This window comes from Vibrio aerogenes (assembly GCF_024346755.1).
GTDB lineage: Bacteria > Pseudomonadota > Gammaproteobacteria > Enterobacterales > Vibrionaceae > Vibrio > Vibrio aerogenes.
On the sequence record NZ_AP024862.1, the window covers coordinates 992,828 to 1,006,886 of the forward strand.

Consider the following 14,059-nt stretch of genomic DNA (forward strand, 5'->3'; position numbering starts at 1 on the left):
AATAAGGATGTGTTGTATGAAATTCACAAATCTGTATAAGAAACTAACGCATTTGGCTGGCGGCAAGTCAACCCTCTGTACCCTGATGCTTGCAACCGCAACATTCTGCGCCCTGCCTGTCAGTGCTGAAACACTCAGGATCAGTCATGTCCGGCCTCAGGGTACGGTCGTAGACAAAGATATCCGGCAGTTCGGTGACGCCCTGAAAAAAGCGACAAATGGCGATCTCAAATTACGTGTTTATGCCGCAAACGCCCTCGGAGATTACACCCTTGTTCAGGAAAGAATTGCAGTTGGTGCGATAGACATGGCCGTACAACCCGCTTCAACGGCAACCGATCGCCGGATGCAAATTGGACTCCTGCCTTACCTGGCCACCAACTGGAATCAGGCCCATCAGGTTTTTGGGACAGACACGCCATTGCGCGAAGCAATCGCTTCACTTTACGCCAGACAAGGTATCACACTGTTGGCTGCTTATCCGGTCTATTTCGGCGGTATATCCCTCAACCGTGCAGCGAAAAATCCGGGTGACCTGACCGGAAGTAAAGGTATCAAGCTGCGGGTGCCACCCATCAAAAGTTTCCAGTTACTGGCGGATAACCTCGGTTATATCGGTTCTCCGATTCCGTTTTCCGAAGCCTTTACTGCGGTTGAAACCGGTGTTGTCGATGGCGTGATTGGCTCGGGTGCAGAAGGCTATTATGCCTCATTCAGAGATGTCACCAAAACGTACATCCCGCTCAATACTCATTTTGAAATCTGGTATCTGATTATCAACAGCGAGAGATTCGATGATTTGTCAAAAGCTGATCAGCAAGCGCTGAAGACGGCTGCCGCTGATTTTGAAAACCGGCGCTGGCAGTACGCAGAAGATGATCAGGCAGCAAACGAGAAGAAACTGGCTGATAACGGCACCAGAATCGAACCTGTCAGCGAACAGCAGTTAAGTAAGATCGCCCAACACGTTCGTCAAACCGTCTGGCCTGAAATTCTGAACGACATCGGTCAGAAATGGGGCCAGCCCATTTTGGATAAAACATTTCATTAATGTTGACCGGGGAAGTGCATTGCCTCCCCCGCAACACAACAGAGGTCATCTATGAAACCGGAATATATCATTATCGGCGGCGGTGTTGTGGGCAGTGCCGTGGCATACGGTTTACTTAAAAACGGCCACAAAGTCACCATACTGGATGGCGGAGACAGCGAATACCGGGCTTCACGCGGTAATTTTGGGCTGGTGTGGTTGTCCTGTAAAGGGTTAAACGCCCCACATTATGCCGCATGGACCCGACGCTCAATCGGGATGTGGCGGGCACTGGCAGACGAACTCGAACACATCTCCGGGATTGATATTCATCTGCAGCAAACCGGTGGATACGATTTCCATTTCAGTGAATCCGACATGGCACAACGGGCCGCACAATACGAGTGGATTCGCTCTGAACTTCAAAGTGATCATCCCTATGAAGTATGGGATCGGGCACGGCTGTTGCAGGAAGAACCGGAAATCGGTCCGGAAGTTGCCGGAGCGATTTACGGGCCGGAAGATGGGCATGTCAATCCGCTGAAACTGCTCAAAGCATACTGGCAGGGCATCAGAGCCCTGGGTGGCAACATTATCAGTCAGGCACATGTGGAACAGATTCAGCCAGACGACCACGGAAAGTATCAGGTCCGGCTGTCCGACGGCTCTCAATATCACACAGATAAAGTCGTCTTATGTGCCGGTCTTGGCGCGGCTCAACTGGGCCCGCAGCTTGGCTTAAAGGCTCCGGTCACCCCACAGAAAGGTCAGGTTTTAATCACAGAAAAAATGCCCCCTATCCTGAAGCGACCTTCGGGAATTATCCGTCAGGTTGATGAAGGAGGCATCCAGATTGGTGACTCAAAAGAAACAGCAGGATTTGATGACACCGAGACTTTACCAATTACGGCAGCCATCGCTGAGCGGGCAATTGCGGTTTACCCCTTTCTTGCCGGTGTCCGGCTCATCCGGAGCTGGGGAGCCCTGCGGGTGATTTCACCTGATGGCTTACCAATCTATCAGGAATCCCCGACGCATCCTGGTACATACATCGTCAGTTGTCACAGCGGAATTACGCTGGCCGCAGCACACAGTTATCTGCTCCCGGCATGGTTTGAAAATCAGGCAGATCAGCCTGATCTGGAGTTATTCAGTGAAAAACGATTCAACATTTGTGAGGCTTGAACAAGCATCAAGCGAAACACCCGAAATGACATTTTATTGGGAAGGAACCCCTTATCAGGCAAGAGCGGGAGATACCATTGCCGCGGCATTACTTGCCGCCGGTATCTCCACGACCCGTGAGACGCTGACCTCCGGCGCGCCCCGTGCACCTTTTTGCATGATGGGAACCTGCTTTGAATGCCGGGTGAAAGTCAATGGAGAGTCCAACGTACAAGGCTGTATGAGGCTGGTTGAGGAAGGCATGAAGATTCAACGTCAGCGCAACTAAAACAGGAAAAAGATATGCAAAATTACGACGTTTGCGTCATCGGGTCAGGCCCTGCAGGCATGAAGGCTGCGGTACAATGCGCCGATGCAGGCGCCAGTGTACTGCTGCTGGATGAACAGCCAGCACCCGGCGGACAGATTTACCGGGCCGTTGGAACAGGTGATCATCCGGCAGGGAAACGCCTGGGCCCTGACTATTTACACGGAGCAACTTTAGTCCATCAGCTGGAGCAGTCTCTTTCTTCTGCTCAATCAGGGCTGACTTATGTGAATGAAGCCACTGTCTGGCGTGTCGATACCGATAAACACGTGTACTGGAGCCGGCGCAATCAAAGTCAGGTTGTTCGGGCACGTCAGATTATCATTGCCACTGGTGCAACAGAGCGGAGTTTCCCTTTTCCGGGATGGACTCTGCCGGGCATCATGACGGCCGGTGCCGGGCAGATTTTAATGAAGACAGCTCACACGCTCCCCCGTCAGGCGGTGCTGGCCGGAACCGGGCCATTACTCTACCTTTTGGCAGCACAAATGATTGATGCAGGTGTCCCCCCTCTGGCTCTGGTGGATACACATCAGCCACAGAATTACCTGAAAGCAGCCCGCTATGCCGGTGGCGCACTGCTGGGATATCGTTATCTGCTCAAAGGACTCCGGTTGCTCCGGAAAATCAGACGGGCCGGCGTGCTGCATTTCACCCGGGCAACTGGTCTCCGGGCAACGGGACGACACCAGATTGAAGCCCTGAGTTTTCGCTCCGGCAGTACAGCACACATGCTGAAGACATCCGCATTGCTTTGCCATGTTGGTGTGATTCCCAATGTCCAGTTAACCCGTGCTATTGGTGTAAAGCACCAGTGGGATCAACAACAACATTGCTGGAAACCCATACTGAGTTCGCACGGTTTCACCACCATTGACGGAATTTCCGTTGCCGGAGATAACGGCGGGATTGGCGGTGCAATAGTTGCAGAACTCCAGGGCGAACTCACTGCAATTGAAGTACTGCAAGCTCTGCAAATTAAAGTTCCGGACCAGAAAAATCGACGGGCGGAGCTCAGCCGTCAAATTCAAAAAGAACTGGCGGTCCGGCCATTTCTTGATGCCCTCTACACACCGCCTGCTGAAGCACTCAACCCAACCGATGAGACCATCGTCTGCCGTTGTGAAGAAGTCACAGCAGGCGCAGTACGTGCGCTGGCCCGGCAGGGAAGCAACGGCATCAATCAAATCAAAGCAATGACCCGTTGTGGCATGGGGCCCTGTCAGGGACGTTATTGTGGTGCAGCAGTCAGTGAACTGATTGCCAGCGAAACCGGGCAAACTCCCGCACAAGTTGGCTATTACCGGATTCGTCACCCCGTTAAACCCCTGACGCTGGGCGAGTTAGCCAGTCTGACACCAGCCCATCAATCATTGATGAACCCATACAGAAAAAAGGAACCTGAATATGACGCAAATCCAGCGCCAGTTTACGAATCAACGCATGAGTAAAATTGTCATCCACAACGAGACGATTTATCTGTGTGGTCAGGTCGGCGTTGCCGGCACCAGCGTCGCCGAGCAAACCGCTGAAGCACTTCGCCGGACAGAAACATTACTGAAAGAAGCAGGATCGGATAAGAATCATATTCTGCAAACCACAGTATGGCTGGCCGATATGGCCGACTTTGACGAAATGAATCAGGTTTGGGACAGCTGGTTTGAAGATGGATTCGCGCCAGCCAGAGCATGTGGTGAAGCCCGGCTCGCCAGCCCGGAGCTCAAAGTCGAACTGTTAGTCACAGCAGCAAAGCCAGGTGAATCATAATTCCCTGCAGAGACGCGAATCACTGCTAAAAACAACCGCTCCAAAAACCACATAACCCATGGTCCTTGATACCTTTTGGTGATGAGGACCTTGTTATTCTCTCTGTATAAAAACAGACTCAAGCGCCCCCGGTTGCGAACACTTTGCATATTCGCTACAGTCCGCAGAGGCAAATTTCATCAACTCAGAAACAGGAAACACATGATTGTCATCAAAAGCAGAGAGTTAGACGTCGATATAGGCACCAAACATATTGTCATCCAGCGCCGTTATGAAGCATTGGGAGCATTGAACGACTTACTGATCGCCATTTGGTTTTTAATTGGCAGCTTCTTCTTTTTAAACGATTCACTGGTCGAAAGCGGAACATGGTTATTTATTGTTGGCAGTGCTCAATTATTAATTAAACCCTTAATCAAGCTAACCAGCTTAATTCACGTCGCCCGGACTTATAAAAAGACACAATAACTTACACGTCACTCACTAATCTTATCTCGTAGCAGAGAAATTCGTTATCATATTTCAAAAAGAAAAGCTGAAATTATCAGAATAGGATTTATCAGGACAGGCGTTTAATGCCACTCAGACTTCTGCCTTGAATAAAGCAGTCAGCCCAATTAACCTACCTCCGCACTGCAAAAAAACAGTGTCGGGTTTAGTCCCCCGTTACAATCGCAAGGCACATAAATGCCGGCTTGTCCGTCGGTCATTTATGTGTTATTTCAGTACGCCTGAATTATGGTGAGCTGGATGAGGCAGCTTTATGCTGGCCGTCTCTTGCGAACGGTAGGACTAACCTTGTTCAGCTCACCACCCATTGATTAGTCCCTCTGAGTGGTGATTGATATTTAATCGCAAGACGGAGGCTTCAATGCCCACATCAAACTATTTCCATCAAGCCAAACTTACCCCCGAGCAAGAAGAACGGATCTTCAATACCAAGCATACAGATGCGAATCACACCGACTTGAATATCCATCTCAAAGCCCGTGAATATCTGATGTTAATGCAGGCGATTCTTTCCGGTCATCCCCAGATCGAATACCAGGATTTATGGCAAATTCAGGTATTTATTCATAACCTGATCACCGAATCAGAACGGGAATATCTGGACGGGTAGTTCAGTACCCCGGATATTCATCTCAAAGGCTGGCATTGCGGGAGAAACTGACGCAGTTAAAATCGGCACTGGGGTGGGGTGAGTTGAGTGAGTCAACAGCCGGGATAGTGATCCCGGCTGCGAACATTTAGGCGATAGATAAAGTGGATGACACAGAATAATGAACCATCTCATTATCAAAGAAATTCGATATCTAATCTGTCAACATATAAGCAAATATATTTTCCATCAAGATATCCAAATTCAAATGACAAATATTCATCCTGGATCTTGAAAACTCCAGTATCAATAGTATCTCCGTTTAAAATACCTTTTAGTTCATAAGAATAAGCATTGTTTACACGTATGACAGAATATTCCTCGGAGCAATCTTGTTCATGAAGCTCGAAATCCGACATACTAAAAGTGATCCAGTATGATTGATCAACTTGAATTGGATAGGAGCAAATACCAGCAAAAACGGTCAACATTGTTTTATTCAGTTCTATTGTCACTTCTTCTTCTATTGTCGGATTTAATTTCCTAAGAATTATTTCATATTTATTCATAAATTAGCTGGCCTTATAGGCTTGTCGCTTGCACTGCCATTTAGTGTTTTCCAAAAATCTTTCCCACTTTTTGTATGTAATGTTGTTATTTGACCTTGTGAATTTGTACCAACGAATGCAAATTTTGCTTGACCTTTACGATTATTTCCCATTAGTTGAACAAATCCAGTTCTTAATTCACCTTTATATTCGTACTGAACTGGAGTCCCTTCGTTCATTACCTGACGAGCCATTGAAAGATATTCATCTTCACTTTCAGCACCAAATTCAGCACCATGCTTTTCATAGTGATTAGTCAATTTTGACTCATCTGCAAAATTAGCATCCCCACAATCCGGACTCAACCCCAGCGGATCAACCCACGCCACCGGATTATGCACATACCCCTGCGGCCTTAACCCACCCGCAAATCCTATCGGATCCGGGCTGAGATACTGACCGCTGTCTGAATCGAAATAGCGGTTGAGATTATAATAAAGCCCGGATTCTGTATCTTCAAGCTGGCCCTGATAACGCAGGTCGCAGTGGACCGCGTCGTTCATGGCCTCTTCGAGGTAACCGCGGTTGAGGATTTCTGTTTGCTGGCGGAAGTCACAATTGTCCCCGCGGTTGACACTTACGATTTAGTTACCCAAACATTTACTGTGTTACAATCTCACGACGAGTTTATATGAAATTAAGTAGAACCAATTATAAAAATGAAGATTTTTCTTGATGATGAAAGAGTTCCACCAAAAGACTGGACCTTAGTTAGATGGCCAAATGAAGCAATAGAACTTCTAAAAACAGAGAAAGTGTCAATAATTAGTCTAGATCATGATTTAGGGAATGATGAAAAAGGGACAGGATATGATGTAATTCTTTGGATTGAAGAAGCTGTTGCAACTACTAACTATGATCCACCCCAAATTCTTGTACATTCTGCAAACACTTCTGCCAGACAAAAAATGCAAGCAGGTATACTCAATATTAATAGGCTCTTAAAATTAAGAGCCTAAAAAACACTGAATTAACTTTGACTAATGCCCCAGACATGATTTGCATATGTACCGATTACATAAGTTAGCCCATCGTCTAAATTATGGGCATCAGTACTAATACAGAGCTCACCGAGAGGTTTTCCAAACACTAATATAGAATAAGGGCCATTATCATCATCTCCCCTTTCTCCATCGATTTTGATAATAAATACTGCACCATCACATTTAATTCTTTCGATTATAGGCAGAACAGCATCAATACCACTCCAATCATCAGGAATTATATTCATACTGAAGTGACTAGCAATTTGGGGAATAAATTCTTTTGTATAAATCATAATATTATCAAAATCCTCTTAATGCAGTGGAAATATCTTCGATACTACTCAAATGGTCTTTTCTTGTACTATCAGCAACTCTATTAATTATACTACGAAGTTTAGATGAATCAGGACCACCAGAAATACCATTTCTATCCATTAATTTTTCAATAACACTCTGAGTTGTTCTTTTATTTGCATCTCTAAACATATGTCCACCAGCAATATCGCGAATTAATGATGCGGCTTTATCATAAAAACCATTTCTATGTGATGCATTATATAATGCTGTTGATGGATCTCGATAAGCGCCAGCTGTATTACCAAGACTCCTATTTATTTCTTTTATTTCATCGGCACTAATTCCTTTTGCAAATCCCCCTAGCTCTGGAGCACCTCTATCTATTTTCTTATAACAATCCGGACTCAACCCCAGCGGATCAACCCACGCCACCGGATTATGCACATACCCCTGCGGCCGCAACCCACCCGCAAATCCTATCGGGTCCGGGCTGAGGTACTGCCCGCTGTCTGAATCGAAATAGCGGTTGAGATTATAATAAAGCCCGGATTCTGTATCTTCAAGCTGGCCCTGATAACGCAGGTCGCAGTGCACCGCGTCGTTCATGGCCTCTTCGAGGTAACCGCGGTTGAGGATTTCTGTTTGCTGGTGGAAGTTGCCCCACAGCTGTTGGTTGCCGCGCCACTGAATTTCCCCCTCCGGACTGCATAATTCCTGCGGGGTGCCTGCATGATCGGTGATGATGTAGTGCAAACGCTCGCGGCCGGTGTCGTGGTCGGTGGTGATTTGCGCCAGCGGACGGAAGGTGTCTGGCTCGTAGAGATATTCGGTGCTTTGCAGGGCTGTGCCGTCGGCGGTGATCTGGCTTTGCTGAATCACCGTGTTGCCATCCCACAGGTAATGCGTTTGAGTCTGGGTTTTGAGGCATTCTTTGGCGACTCTTCGCCCGAACGGGTCGTAGCGATAGCGGTAACGGGTGCCGTCCGGCAGCTCAATATGCGTTAACCGATCTTCGTCATTCCAGATAAATTTCGTGGTTTGTGGCCGGTAACCGTTTTTGCTTTCGGTTTTGGTGGTGACGCGCCCGCATGCATCGTAAACGTATTTGAATCGCCCGGTTTCAACCACGCGCCCGGCATTGTCGTACTGTTTGGTTTGGCGCTTGAGCCGCTCATCGGCCATTGAAATGACATTGCCGGAGAACTCACTGCCGCTGCCGGTTTCATTGAGGTTCAGCTCACTGTCATAGCCAAATAACTGCACAAAACTGGCGCGGGGCTCCCATGAGCGCCGCTGGCGTACAGCGCTTATCTGACCGTTGGCATTGTGGCTGAACTGCGTGTAACCCCGGTGGCTGTCTTTGATTTCAGACAGCTGATCCAGCGCGTCATACTGATATTGCCGCAGCATGTGCGTGCCAAACAAGCCAAGGCGCTGGCCGGTGAGCAGCCCGGTGGCGCTGTAATCCTGATGCAGGGCAAAACCGCTGTCGCTGCGACGGCTGGCTTCAAGGCCGCTCTCATGCCAGCTGAAGCTGAGTAAATCATGGCGCGTGTCTGCCTCACCAATCTGCAACTGCATCAGTTGTTGCTGCTGCCATTCAAACGCCCGCGGCGTGTGAGCGCCCTGCATCTGTATCCGCCGCCCGGCGGCATCATATTCATGCGTGATCGGCGTGCCGTTGAGGTTTTCATTCAGCAGTAATCCGGCCGGGCTGTATTGCATCTCCACCCAGGCATCGCTGTTTTCTGCATAGCGCAGCCGCCCGGCGGCATCGTATTCATACCAGCTTTTGCCGGTGGGCTGGTTGTCGGCATCAAAGCTTTGCGCTTCAAGCAGGCGGCCACACGGATCATACTGATAATCAAACCGGTGACCATCGGGTTTGGTGCGCGATGCCAGCTGCCCCGCAAGCGTGTAGCTGAAGTGCTCCTTGCGTCCGTCGTAATGACGTTCGGTGCAGATGCGGCCAAAATCATCAAATTCATAGCGCCACTCATTGCCCTGACTGTTCGTCACCCCGGCAAATTCACCTTCCTGATTGTAGTGATATTGCGTCGTCGCACCGAGCGGGTCGGTCACGGTGAGCAACCGGTCAAAAGCACCGTAGGCAAAGGTGCGGGTGTGCCCGGCGGCATCGGTGATTGTGGTCAGGTTGCCTTCAATATCGTAAGTAAAACGCGCGGTGGTGCCATCTTCATAGATCACCTGAGACGGGTGCGGATGATGGTGATCGTAACACCAGCGGCGGACCTGTTTGTTGTCACTCTCGCGTTTAATCAACCGCCCGTGCACATCGTAACTGAGTGTCATGCCGTAACCGGTGGCCGGGTCGATGCGCCTGAGCAGGCCGTTAGCGTGGTACTGATAACGGGTGATGCTGCCATCGGGCGCGGTTTCGCTGGCGCGCTGGCCCGATTCGGTATAGCTGTAATGCCACTGGCGGCCATCGGGGTCGGTGACGGTGGTGACATCGCCCTGCTGGTTGTGCTCATACAGCCAGCGCGCCCCGTCCGGCGCGGTGTAGCCCGTCAGCCGGCTGTGCTCATTGTACTGATACACATGCAGCTTTCCGTCCGGCTGCGTGACTTCGGTGATATTGCCGTTATCATCGTGGCTGTAGGTGGTGGTTTCCCCGGCGGCATTGGTTTCACTGACCAGTAAATCCCCCTGCCACTGCTGCTCTGTGCGGTTGCCATCTGAATCGACAATGGCATAAGGCAGGTTGCGCTCATCCAGATGATACGCCTCAATGCCGCCAAAAGCGTTTTTGTAGTAGTGAATATGGTTGTCGTCGTCATAACGGATTTGATCGTACCACAGGCCATCGGCGCAGCGGGTGGCGATGGCGCGGCCTTTGTCGTCGTAATCATGCTCAACCCAGGTGTGCGCCAAATCCTGCCAGCGGGTTAACCCGCCGTCTTTGTTGTACTGATAGTCAAAGCTGCAACCGGGCGCGCCACGCACGGCGGTGAGTTGTCCGTGCTTGTCATAGGTATAAGCGGCCAGCTCGCGCAGCGGGTTTTTCTGTGCATCACATAAGGTCAGCCGGGTGATCCGCCGCCGCTGGGTTTCCACCTGAATCAGACGATCATCACTGAGGATCACCCATTTGAGGGTGCCGCGATCATAAAGAAACTGGTTTGTGTTGCCGTAAGCATCTTCAATTTGCGTCAGCCGCAACAAGGGGCCGAATGCATGGCCGAAGGTATAGCGGATACCTTGTTTATCCTGCAACACCATGTTTTGCTGACTATCACGGCTCAGCTCCCAGCCCGGTTTGGCGGCGGAGCGCATCGGAATACCGGGATACGGTTTGGTAAACGCCGCTTCAGAGAAATCCAGATCGGTGAAGATGGCCTGTGTGCCATCCAGCCGCAGGGTTAAATCCCAGCTGCTGCGCCACAGGGTGCCGAGCAACCCGCTCTGGCGCAGGCCAGCGGAATGATAATAACGTTCATGGCTCAGTGGCAGCGGCCCGGCAAGGCGGAAGTCTTCGCGCTGTTCAAAGACTTTACCGGTGAGAATATCAACCGGTTCCCCTTTGCCCTGACACACGGCAGAAGTGCACTGGGTGTTATTGCCTTCGTGCTGGTTCATTAACTCATCGTGTTCGGCCTGCTCAGCGTGCGGGTTGGTGGTTTCCAGCGGCTTTTCTTCATCACGCACCTGGCTTTTCTTTTTGTGCGTGCTCCCATCCGAGCGGTGAGTGTATTTCTCCACAAATTCTTTGACCTGCTTTTTCAGCTTCGCCGCGATATCATCCAGCTTGTTGCGCAACTTTTTCAGCGCCGCCACTAACCCGGCAAACTGCGCTTTCACCAGCCGGATAATCCAGTTTTTACTGTTGATCACCGCTTCATCCAGCGCTGCCAGTATTTTGTCCATCTGGGGTTTGACGGCCTTAAGCACCTCATCCAGCTCTTTATCAAAGGTTTTGAGATATTCCGTGATGTTGCCTTTGGACAGGCTGCGGATAATCTTTCCGGCTTTTTGCAGCATGCGGATATCCGCGTGGCGCAGTGCCCGGCTGATGGCCCGGCCAATCACTTTCACACCATCACCAACGCCGGGAACAATCCCAATCACATTCAGGAAACCTTCAAGCCAGTGCGCTTCAGAGTCTTTTCCCTCATAAGTTTCGTAACTCCAGTAGCTGATATCGTAGATATCTTTGGCCTGACCGACATAAGGGATCATGCCGATAATGACTTCTGCTGCCAGTTGGGCAGCCACACTGAACATGGTGGTTTCAGCAGTTTCACCGGCCAGGCCGGAGAACATTTTATTGGCGGCGATGCGCATGGAAACCGGGCCTTCCTGCACCTGCTTGTGGATTTCCCAGTAGCGGTCGTAGGCCGCTTCATACTCGTCCGGAATATCGGTAAACGGGCAGCCATCCACATCGACATAATTATCGGAACTGCCGTCTGCGTCATAGGTCAGATACCCCCGTTTATGCAGCTGGCTGAACAGCGTGAAATATTCCCCCATCAGGGCGGCAAGGTGCGTGGTATCTTGCAAAACCGGGTTATTTTCAGCCACACCCGTCAGTTTGAATTCATCGCTACCTTCTTTGAACATCAGCTCATAAGCGCCACAGCCCATGTTTTTTACATGAATCACGCCGTTTTTATCGGTGGTGCCTTCAACTTTAGAACCATTACTGTCAATCACAGTGACCGGCGCTTCTGGCACGCCAGTGCCATCTTCGTAGACAATGCGGATAAATGCCTGGCAGCCGCAAACCACACAACCACAATCCAGTACTTTGTCGGTAGAGAAGTTGGCTTCAGCGGCCTGAACACTGGCGAGCAGATTGGCTTTTTTCTGTTGGCTGGATTTTTTTGATACAGAAGGTGAAGACATAAACGGCGGTTTCCCCATGATGGATAATCAGCAGAGGAGAAGAGCATTTACTATGCCATAGAGTGAATCACTATATTTCAATGATTTGTATTGATTTAATTATAAATACAGGCAAGATCTTGCTCAAACGCGAGCAAAAAGTTGCCCGGTGAGCAAGATCTTGCCCGGATTTTTTGGAACAAAAATCACGACTTACCAGCGCATACCCGACTGCCACGCGTCCATCCGGTTTAATTATTGAATGTGGATCGGACATGGGTCATAACAAATCAGATTATAAAAGTGTTCATCCTCCTCTTGCACTTCAAATCCGAGCTTCCGGTACAAATGAAGTGCGGGGTGATTATTTTTAATACAACTGAGCGTTAACGACAGGTTTTGTCGGCAAGCCTGTCCTTTGAGCAAAGTTATCACGCGTGATGCCACTCCCTGCCTTTGTTGTGATGAAAAGGTCACCAGCAGATGAATATGAAGACTTTCCGCCTTCTGTCGGTAACACACCAAACCCGCCTGATGACCACAACTGACCACCCAACTGAACCATTCCGGCTGTAAATTGGCCGTAAAACCATGGTACTGAAATGCCTCATCCCAACCGAATGCTGCTTCTATCACAGGTTTCATATAAGTTTTAAACACTGGAAAAGTCATCCCCGACTCTTCAGGGCTCAGCGGTCTCAGTTCAATCGACATAAAAATGCTCTCTGTGTCTGCAAAGTAATTTAAGACAAATGTGCGGAATCAACTTCCAGCCGGCTTCCTTTGATCACCTGATAGTTCCGGACAGCAAGCCGCACCCGTCCGCGTTTGCGTTCAATATAATCAGGCGCCATCAGTCCTTCAGATAACAGCGCATCCTGAATTTGCTTACGCGCCCGGTGAATCTGGATATTGAGATGGGTTTCCGACAGGCCCATATCTTTCATCAGTTGCATGACGGAGCGCCATCCCTGTTCGGGCTCAGGAATATGTTGTTTCAGATCTTCCGCTTTATACCGGGCAAGCAGCGCTGTTAAGTAGTGGTGGCTTCTCACTTCACAGTCAATCTGATGACTGTGATCCTGAATTGTCAGCTCAGTCAGTTCTTCATCCTGACTGATATTGAAGATATAGCAAAGCTCATCTGTTGGCTGAGTCGTGAACTGCTGGGTTTCCTCTGTCGCGCTGTCAATCCCTTTAATCAGCCGCCACATCCTGTGCGAAAATTGCAGTATTTCACCATCTTTGAGCGGGAAAGTCTCACCATTCTTCACATGCTCGCATTGCCATTCCTGCTCTGACATATTGTAAAAAAGAACAATTTCAGGTGAATGTTCACTGGGCAGAAAATGATACCGCTCCAGATAAATTGGTTTGATATCCGGCTCCGGCCCGCAAGCTTCTGGTACAAGCAGGTCTCTGGGCGGTTCAAGATCATCCACCACAAAAGGCGTCTCCTGATAACCGGAAAAAGCAATCTGATCATGCATCTTCAGCAAGTAAGGATGATGAGGAGAAATCATCTGCCCATTGACCCGCACACCATTTTTACTCAGATCGCGTAAATACCATGCATCATGCCATTCAATCACCGCATGAATCCGTGATACATCCGGAAAGTCAATCACCGTATCCACTTTGGTTGCCAAACGGCCAAACTGATGGAACGATTTCAGAAAAACCGGATATTGCGCATGTGAATAGTTGAGAGAAGCCATGGTCTTTCCTTATTTAAATCTCTGACGTTTATTTTCAGTATGACCTCACGAGCTTACAGATATCCAGATAATCAGCTGTATTTGTCACCGTTGAAAATATCCTATGCAATGCTTGAATATGAGTGAATATTAATCATCGCGAGGCTTGTGTAAAGAAAAAAGCACGGGACAATGTATAGCTGAACCTTTTCCGGAGCCAGATTGAGTCGCAGCG

Annotated in this window: 14 protein-coding genes; 8 read left to right on the forward strand and 6 right to left on the reverse strand. The window is 49.3% G+C overall.

What is annotated here, in order from left to right:
• Positions 1-16: 16 nt before the first annotated feature.
• From dctP to OCV29_RS21970, 7 genes are all read left to right on the forward strand, one after another.
• Positions 17-1,051, forward strand: coding sequence for a TRAP transporter substrate-binding protein DctP (gene dctP / locus OCV29_RS21935; RefSeq protein WP_245796783.1), 1,035 nt, complete (start codon positions 17-19; stop codon positions 1,049-1,051).
• Positions 1,052-1,102: 51 nt separating this feature from the next.
• Positions 1,103-2,215 (forward strand): NAD(P)/FAD-dependent oxidoreductase, encoded by a 1,113-nt coding sequence (locus tag OCV29_RS21940; protein ID WP_073602893.1) that lies wholly within the window; start codon positions 1,103-1,105, stop codon positions 2,213-2,215.
• Positions 2,216-2,240: 25 nt separating this feature from the next.
• Positions 2,241-2,483 carry a (2Fe-2S)-binding protein gene (locus tag OCV29_RS21945; protein WP_073602910.1) on the forward strand — a complete coding sequence of 81 codons (243 nt, stop codon included), beginning with the start codon at positions 2,241-2,243 and terminating at the stop codon, positions 2,481-2,483.
• Between the two features lie 14 nt (positions 2,484-2,497).
• Positions 2,498-3,973, forward strand: a complete 1,476-nt coding sequence (locus tag OCV29_RS23605) for an NAD(P)/FAD-dependent oxidoreductase (RefSeq protein WP_073602892.1) — start codon at positions 2,498-2,500, stop codon at positions 3,971-3,973.
• Entirely contained in the window at positions 3,930-4,289 is a 360-nt protein-coding gene (locus OCV29_RS21960) for a RidA family protein (RefSeq protein ID WP_073602891.1), read from the forward strand. The genes OCV29_RS23605 and OCV29_RS21960 overlap by 44 nt, the downstream gene beginning before the upstream one ends.
• A 201-nt stretch (positions 4,290-4,490) precedes the next feature.
• Entirely contained in the window at positions 4,491-4,757 is a 267-nt protein-coding gene (locus OCV29_RS21965; protein ID WP_073602890.1) for a YrhK family protein, read from the forward strand.
• Positions 4,758-5,160: 403 nt separating this feature from the next.
• Positions 5,161-5,409, forward strand: coding sequence for a hypothetical protein (locus OCV29_RS21970; protein ID WP_073602889.1), 249 nt, complete (start codon positions 5,161-5,163; stop codon positions 5,407-5,409).
• A 176-nt stretch (positions 5,410-5,585) separates the two neighbouring features.
• Here the strand turns inward: OCV29_RS21970 and OCV29_RS21975 are convergent, their stop codons facing one another.
• Positions 5,586-5,957 (reverse strand): CUB domain-containing protein, encoded by a 372-nt coding sequence (locus tag OCV29_RS21975; protein ID WP_073602888.1) that lies wholly within the window; start codon positions 5,955-5,957, stop codon positions 5,586-5,588.
• Positions 5,954-6,499 carry an RHS repeat-associated core domain-containing protein gene (locus OCV29_RS21980; RefSeq protein WP_084193260.1) on the reverse strand — a complete coding sequence of 182 codons (546 nt, stop codon included), beginning with the start codon at positions 6,497-6,499 and terminating at the stop codon, positions 5,954-5,956. Before OCV29_RS21980 ends, OCV29_RS21975 begins: the two co-directional genes overlap by 4 nt.
• Before the next feature lie 156 nt (positions 6,500-6,655).
• Between OCV29_RS21980 and OCV29_RS21985 the strand changes: the two genes are divergently transcribed.
• Positions 6,656-6,955: a cyclic-phosphate processing receiver domain-containing protein gene (locus tag OCV29_RS21985; protein WP_073602887.1), complete on the forward strand. Its 300-nt coding sequence runs from the start codon at positions 6,656-6,658 to the stop codon at positions 6,953-6,955.
• Positions 6,956-6,966: 11 nt separating this feature from the next.
• Here OCV29_RS21985 and OCV29_RS21990 read toward each other — a convergent pair whose 3' ends face one another.
• The 4 genes from OCV29_RS21990 to OCV29_RS22005 form a co-directional block, all read right to left on the reverse strand.
• Positions 6,967-7,275, reverse strand: coding sequence for a hypothetical protein (locus OCV29_RS21990; RefSeq protein ID WP_073602886.1), 309 nt, complete (start codon positions 7,273-7,275; stop codon positions 6,967-6,969).
• A gap of 7 nt (positions 7,276-7,282) precedes the next feature.
• A complete protein-coding gene (locus tag OCV29_RS21995; RefSeq protein WP_175561520.1) occupies positions 7,283-12,148 on the reverse strand; it encodes an RHS repeat-associated core domain-containing protein in 4,866 nt (1,621 codons plus the stop codon).
• 234 nt (positions 12,149-12,382) lie between these two features.
• The gene (locus OCV29_RS22000; protein WP_073602884.1) at positions 12,383-12,841 is read right to left on the reverse strand and encodes a GNAT family N-acetyltransferase; all 459 of its coding nucleotides are present in this window, start codon (positions 12,839-12,841) and stop codon (positions 12,383-12,385) included.
• A 29-nt stretch (positions 12,842-12,870) separates the two neighbouring features.
• Entirely contained in the window at positions 12,871-13,845 is a 975-nt protein-coding gene (locus OCV29_RS22005; protein WP_073602883.1) for an FHA domain-containing protein, read from the reverse strand.
• Between the last annotated feature and the right edge of the window lie 214 nt (positions 13,846-14,059).

Bases quoted from the DNA above. Each gene is read 5' to 3' on its own strand.
- dctP (WP_245796783.1), top strand. From the start codon at position 17: ATGAAATTCACAAATCTGTATAAGAAACTAACGCATTTGGCTGGCGGC.
- OCV29_RS21940 (WP_073602893.1), top strand. From the start codon at position 1,103: ATGAAACCGGAATATATCATTATCGGCGGCGGTGTTGTGGGCAGTGCC.
- OCV29_RS21945 (WP_073602910.1), top strand. From the start codon at position 2,241: ATGACATTTTATTGGGAAGGAACCCCTTATCAGGCAAGAGCGGGAGAT.
- OCV29_RS23605 (WP_073602892.1), top strand. From the start codon at position 2,498: ATGCAAAATTACGACGTTTGCGTCATCGGGTCAGGCCCTGCAGGCATG.
- OCV29_RS21960 (WP_073602891.1), top strand. From the start codon at position 3,930: ATGACGCAAATCCAGCGCCAGTTTACGAATCAACGCATGAGTAAAATT.
- OCV29_RS21965 (WP_073602890.1), top strand. From the start codon at position 4,491: ATGATTGTCATCAAAAGCAGAGAGTTAGACGTCGATATAGGCACCAAA.
- OCV29_RS21970 (WP_073602889.1), top strand. From the start codon at position 5,161: ATGCCCACATCAAACTATTTCCATCAAGCCAAACTTACCCCCGAGCAA.
- OCV29_RS21975 (WP_073602888.1), bottom strand. From the start codon at position 5,957: ATGAATAAATATGAAATAATTCTTAGGAAATTAAATCCGACAATAGAA.
- OCV29_RS21980 (WP_084193260.1), bottom strand. From the start codon at position 6,499: ATGAACGACGCGGTCCACTGCGACCTGCGTTATCAGGGCCAGCTTGAA.
- OCV29_RS21985 (WP_073602887.1), top strand. From the start codon at position 6,656: ATGAAGATTTTTCTTGATGATGAAAGAGTTCCACCAAAAGACTGGACC.
- OCV29_RS21990 (WP_073602886.1), bottom strand. From the start codon at position 7,275: ATGATTTATACAAAAGAATTTATTCCCCAAATTGCTAGTCACTTCAGT.
- OCV29_RS21995 (WP_175561520.1), bottom strand. From the start codon at position 12,148: ATGTCTTCACCTTCTGTATCAAAAAAATCCAGCCAACAGAAAAAAGCC.
- OCV29_RS22000 (WP_073602884.1), bottom strand. From the start codon at position 12,841: ATGTCGATTGAACTGAGACCGCTGAGCCCTGAAGAGTCGGGGATGACT.
- OCV29_RS22005 (WP_073602883.1), bottom strand. From the start codon at position 13,845: ATGGCTTCTCTCAACTATTCACATGCGCAATATCCGGTTTTTCTGAAA.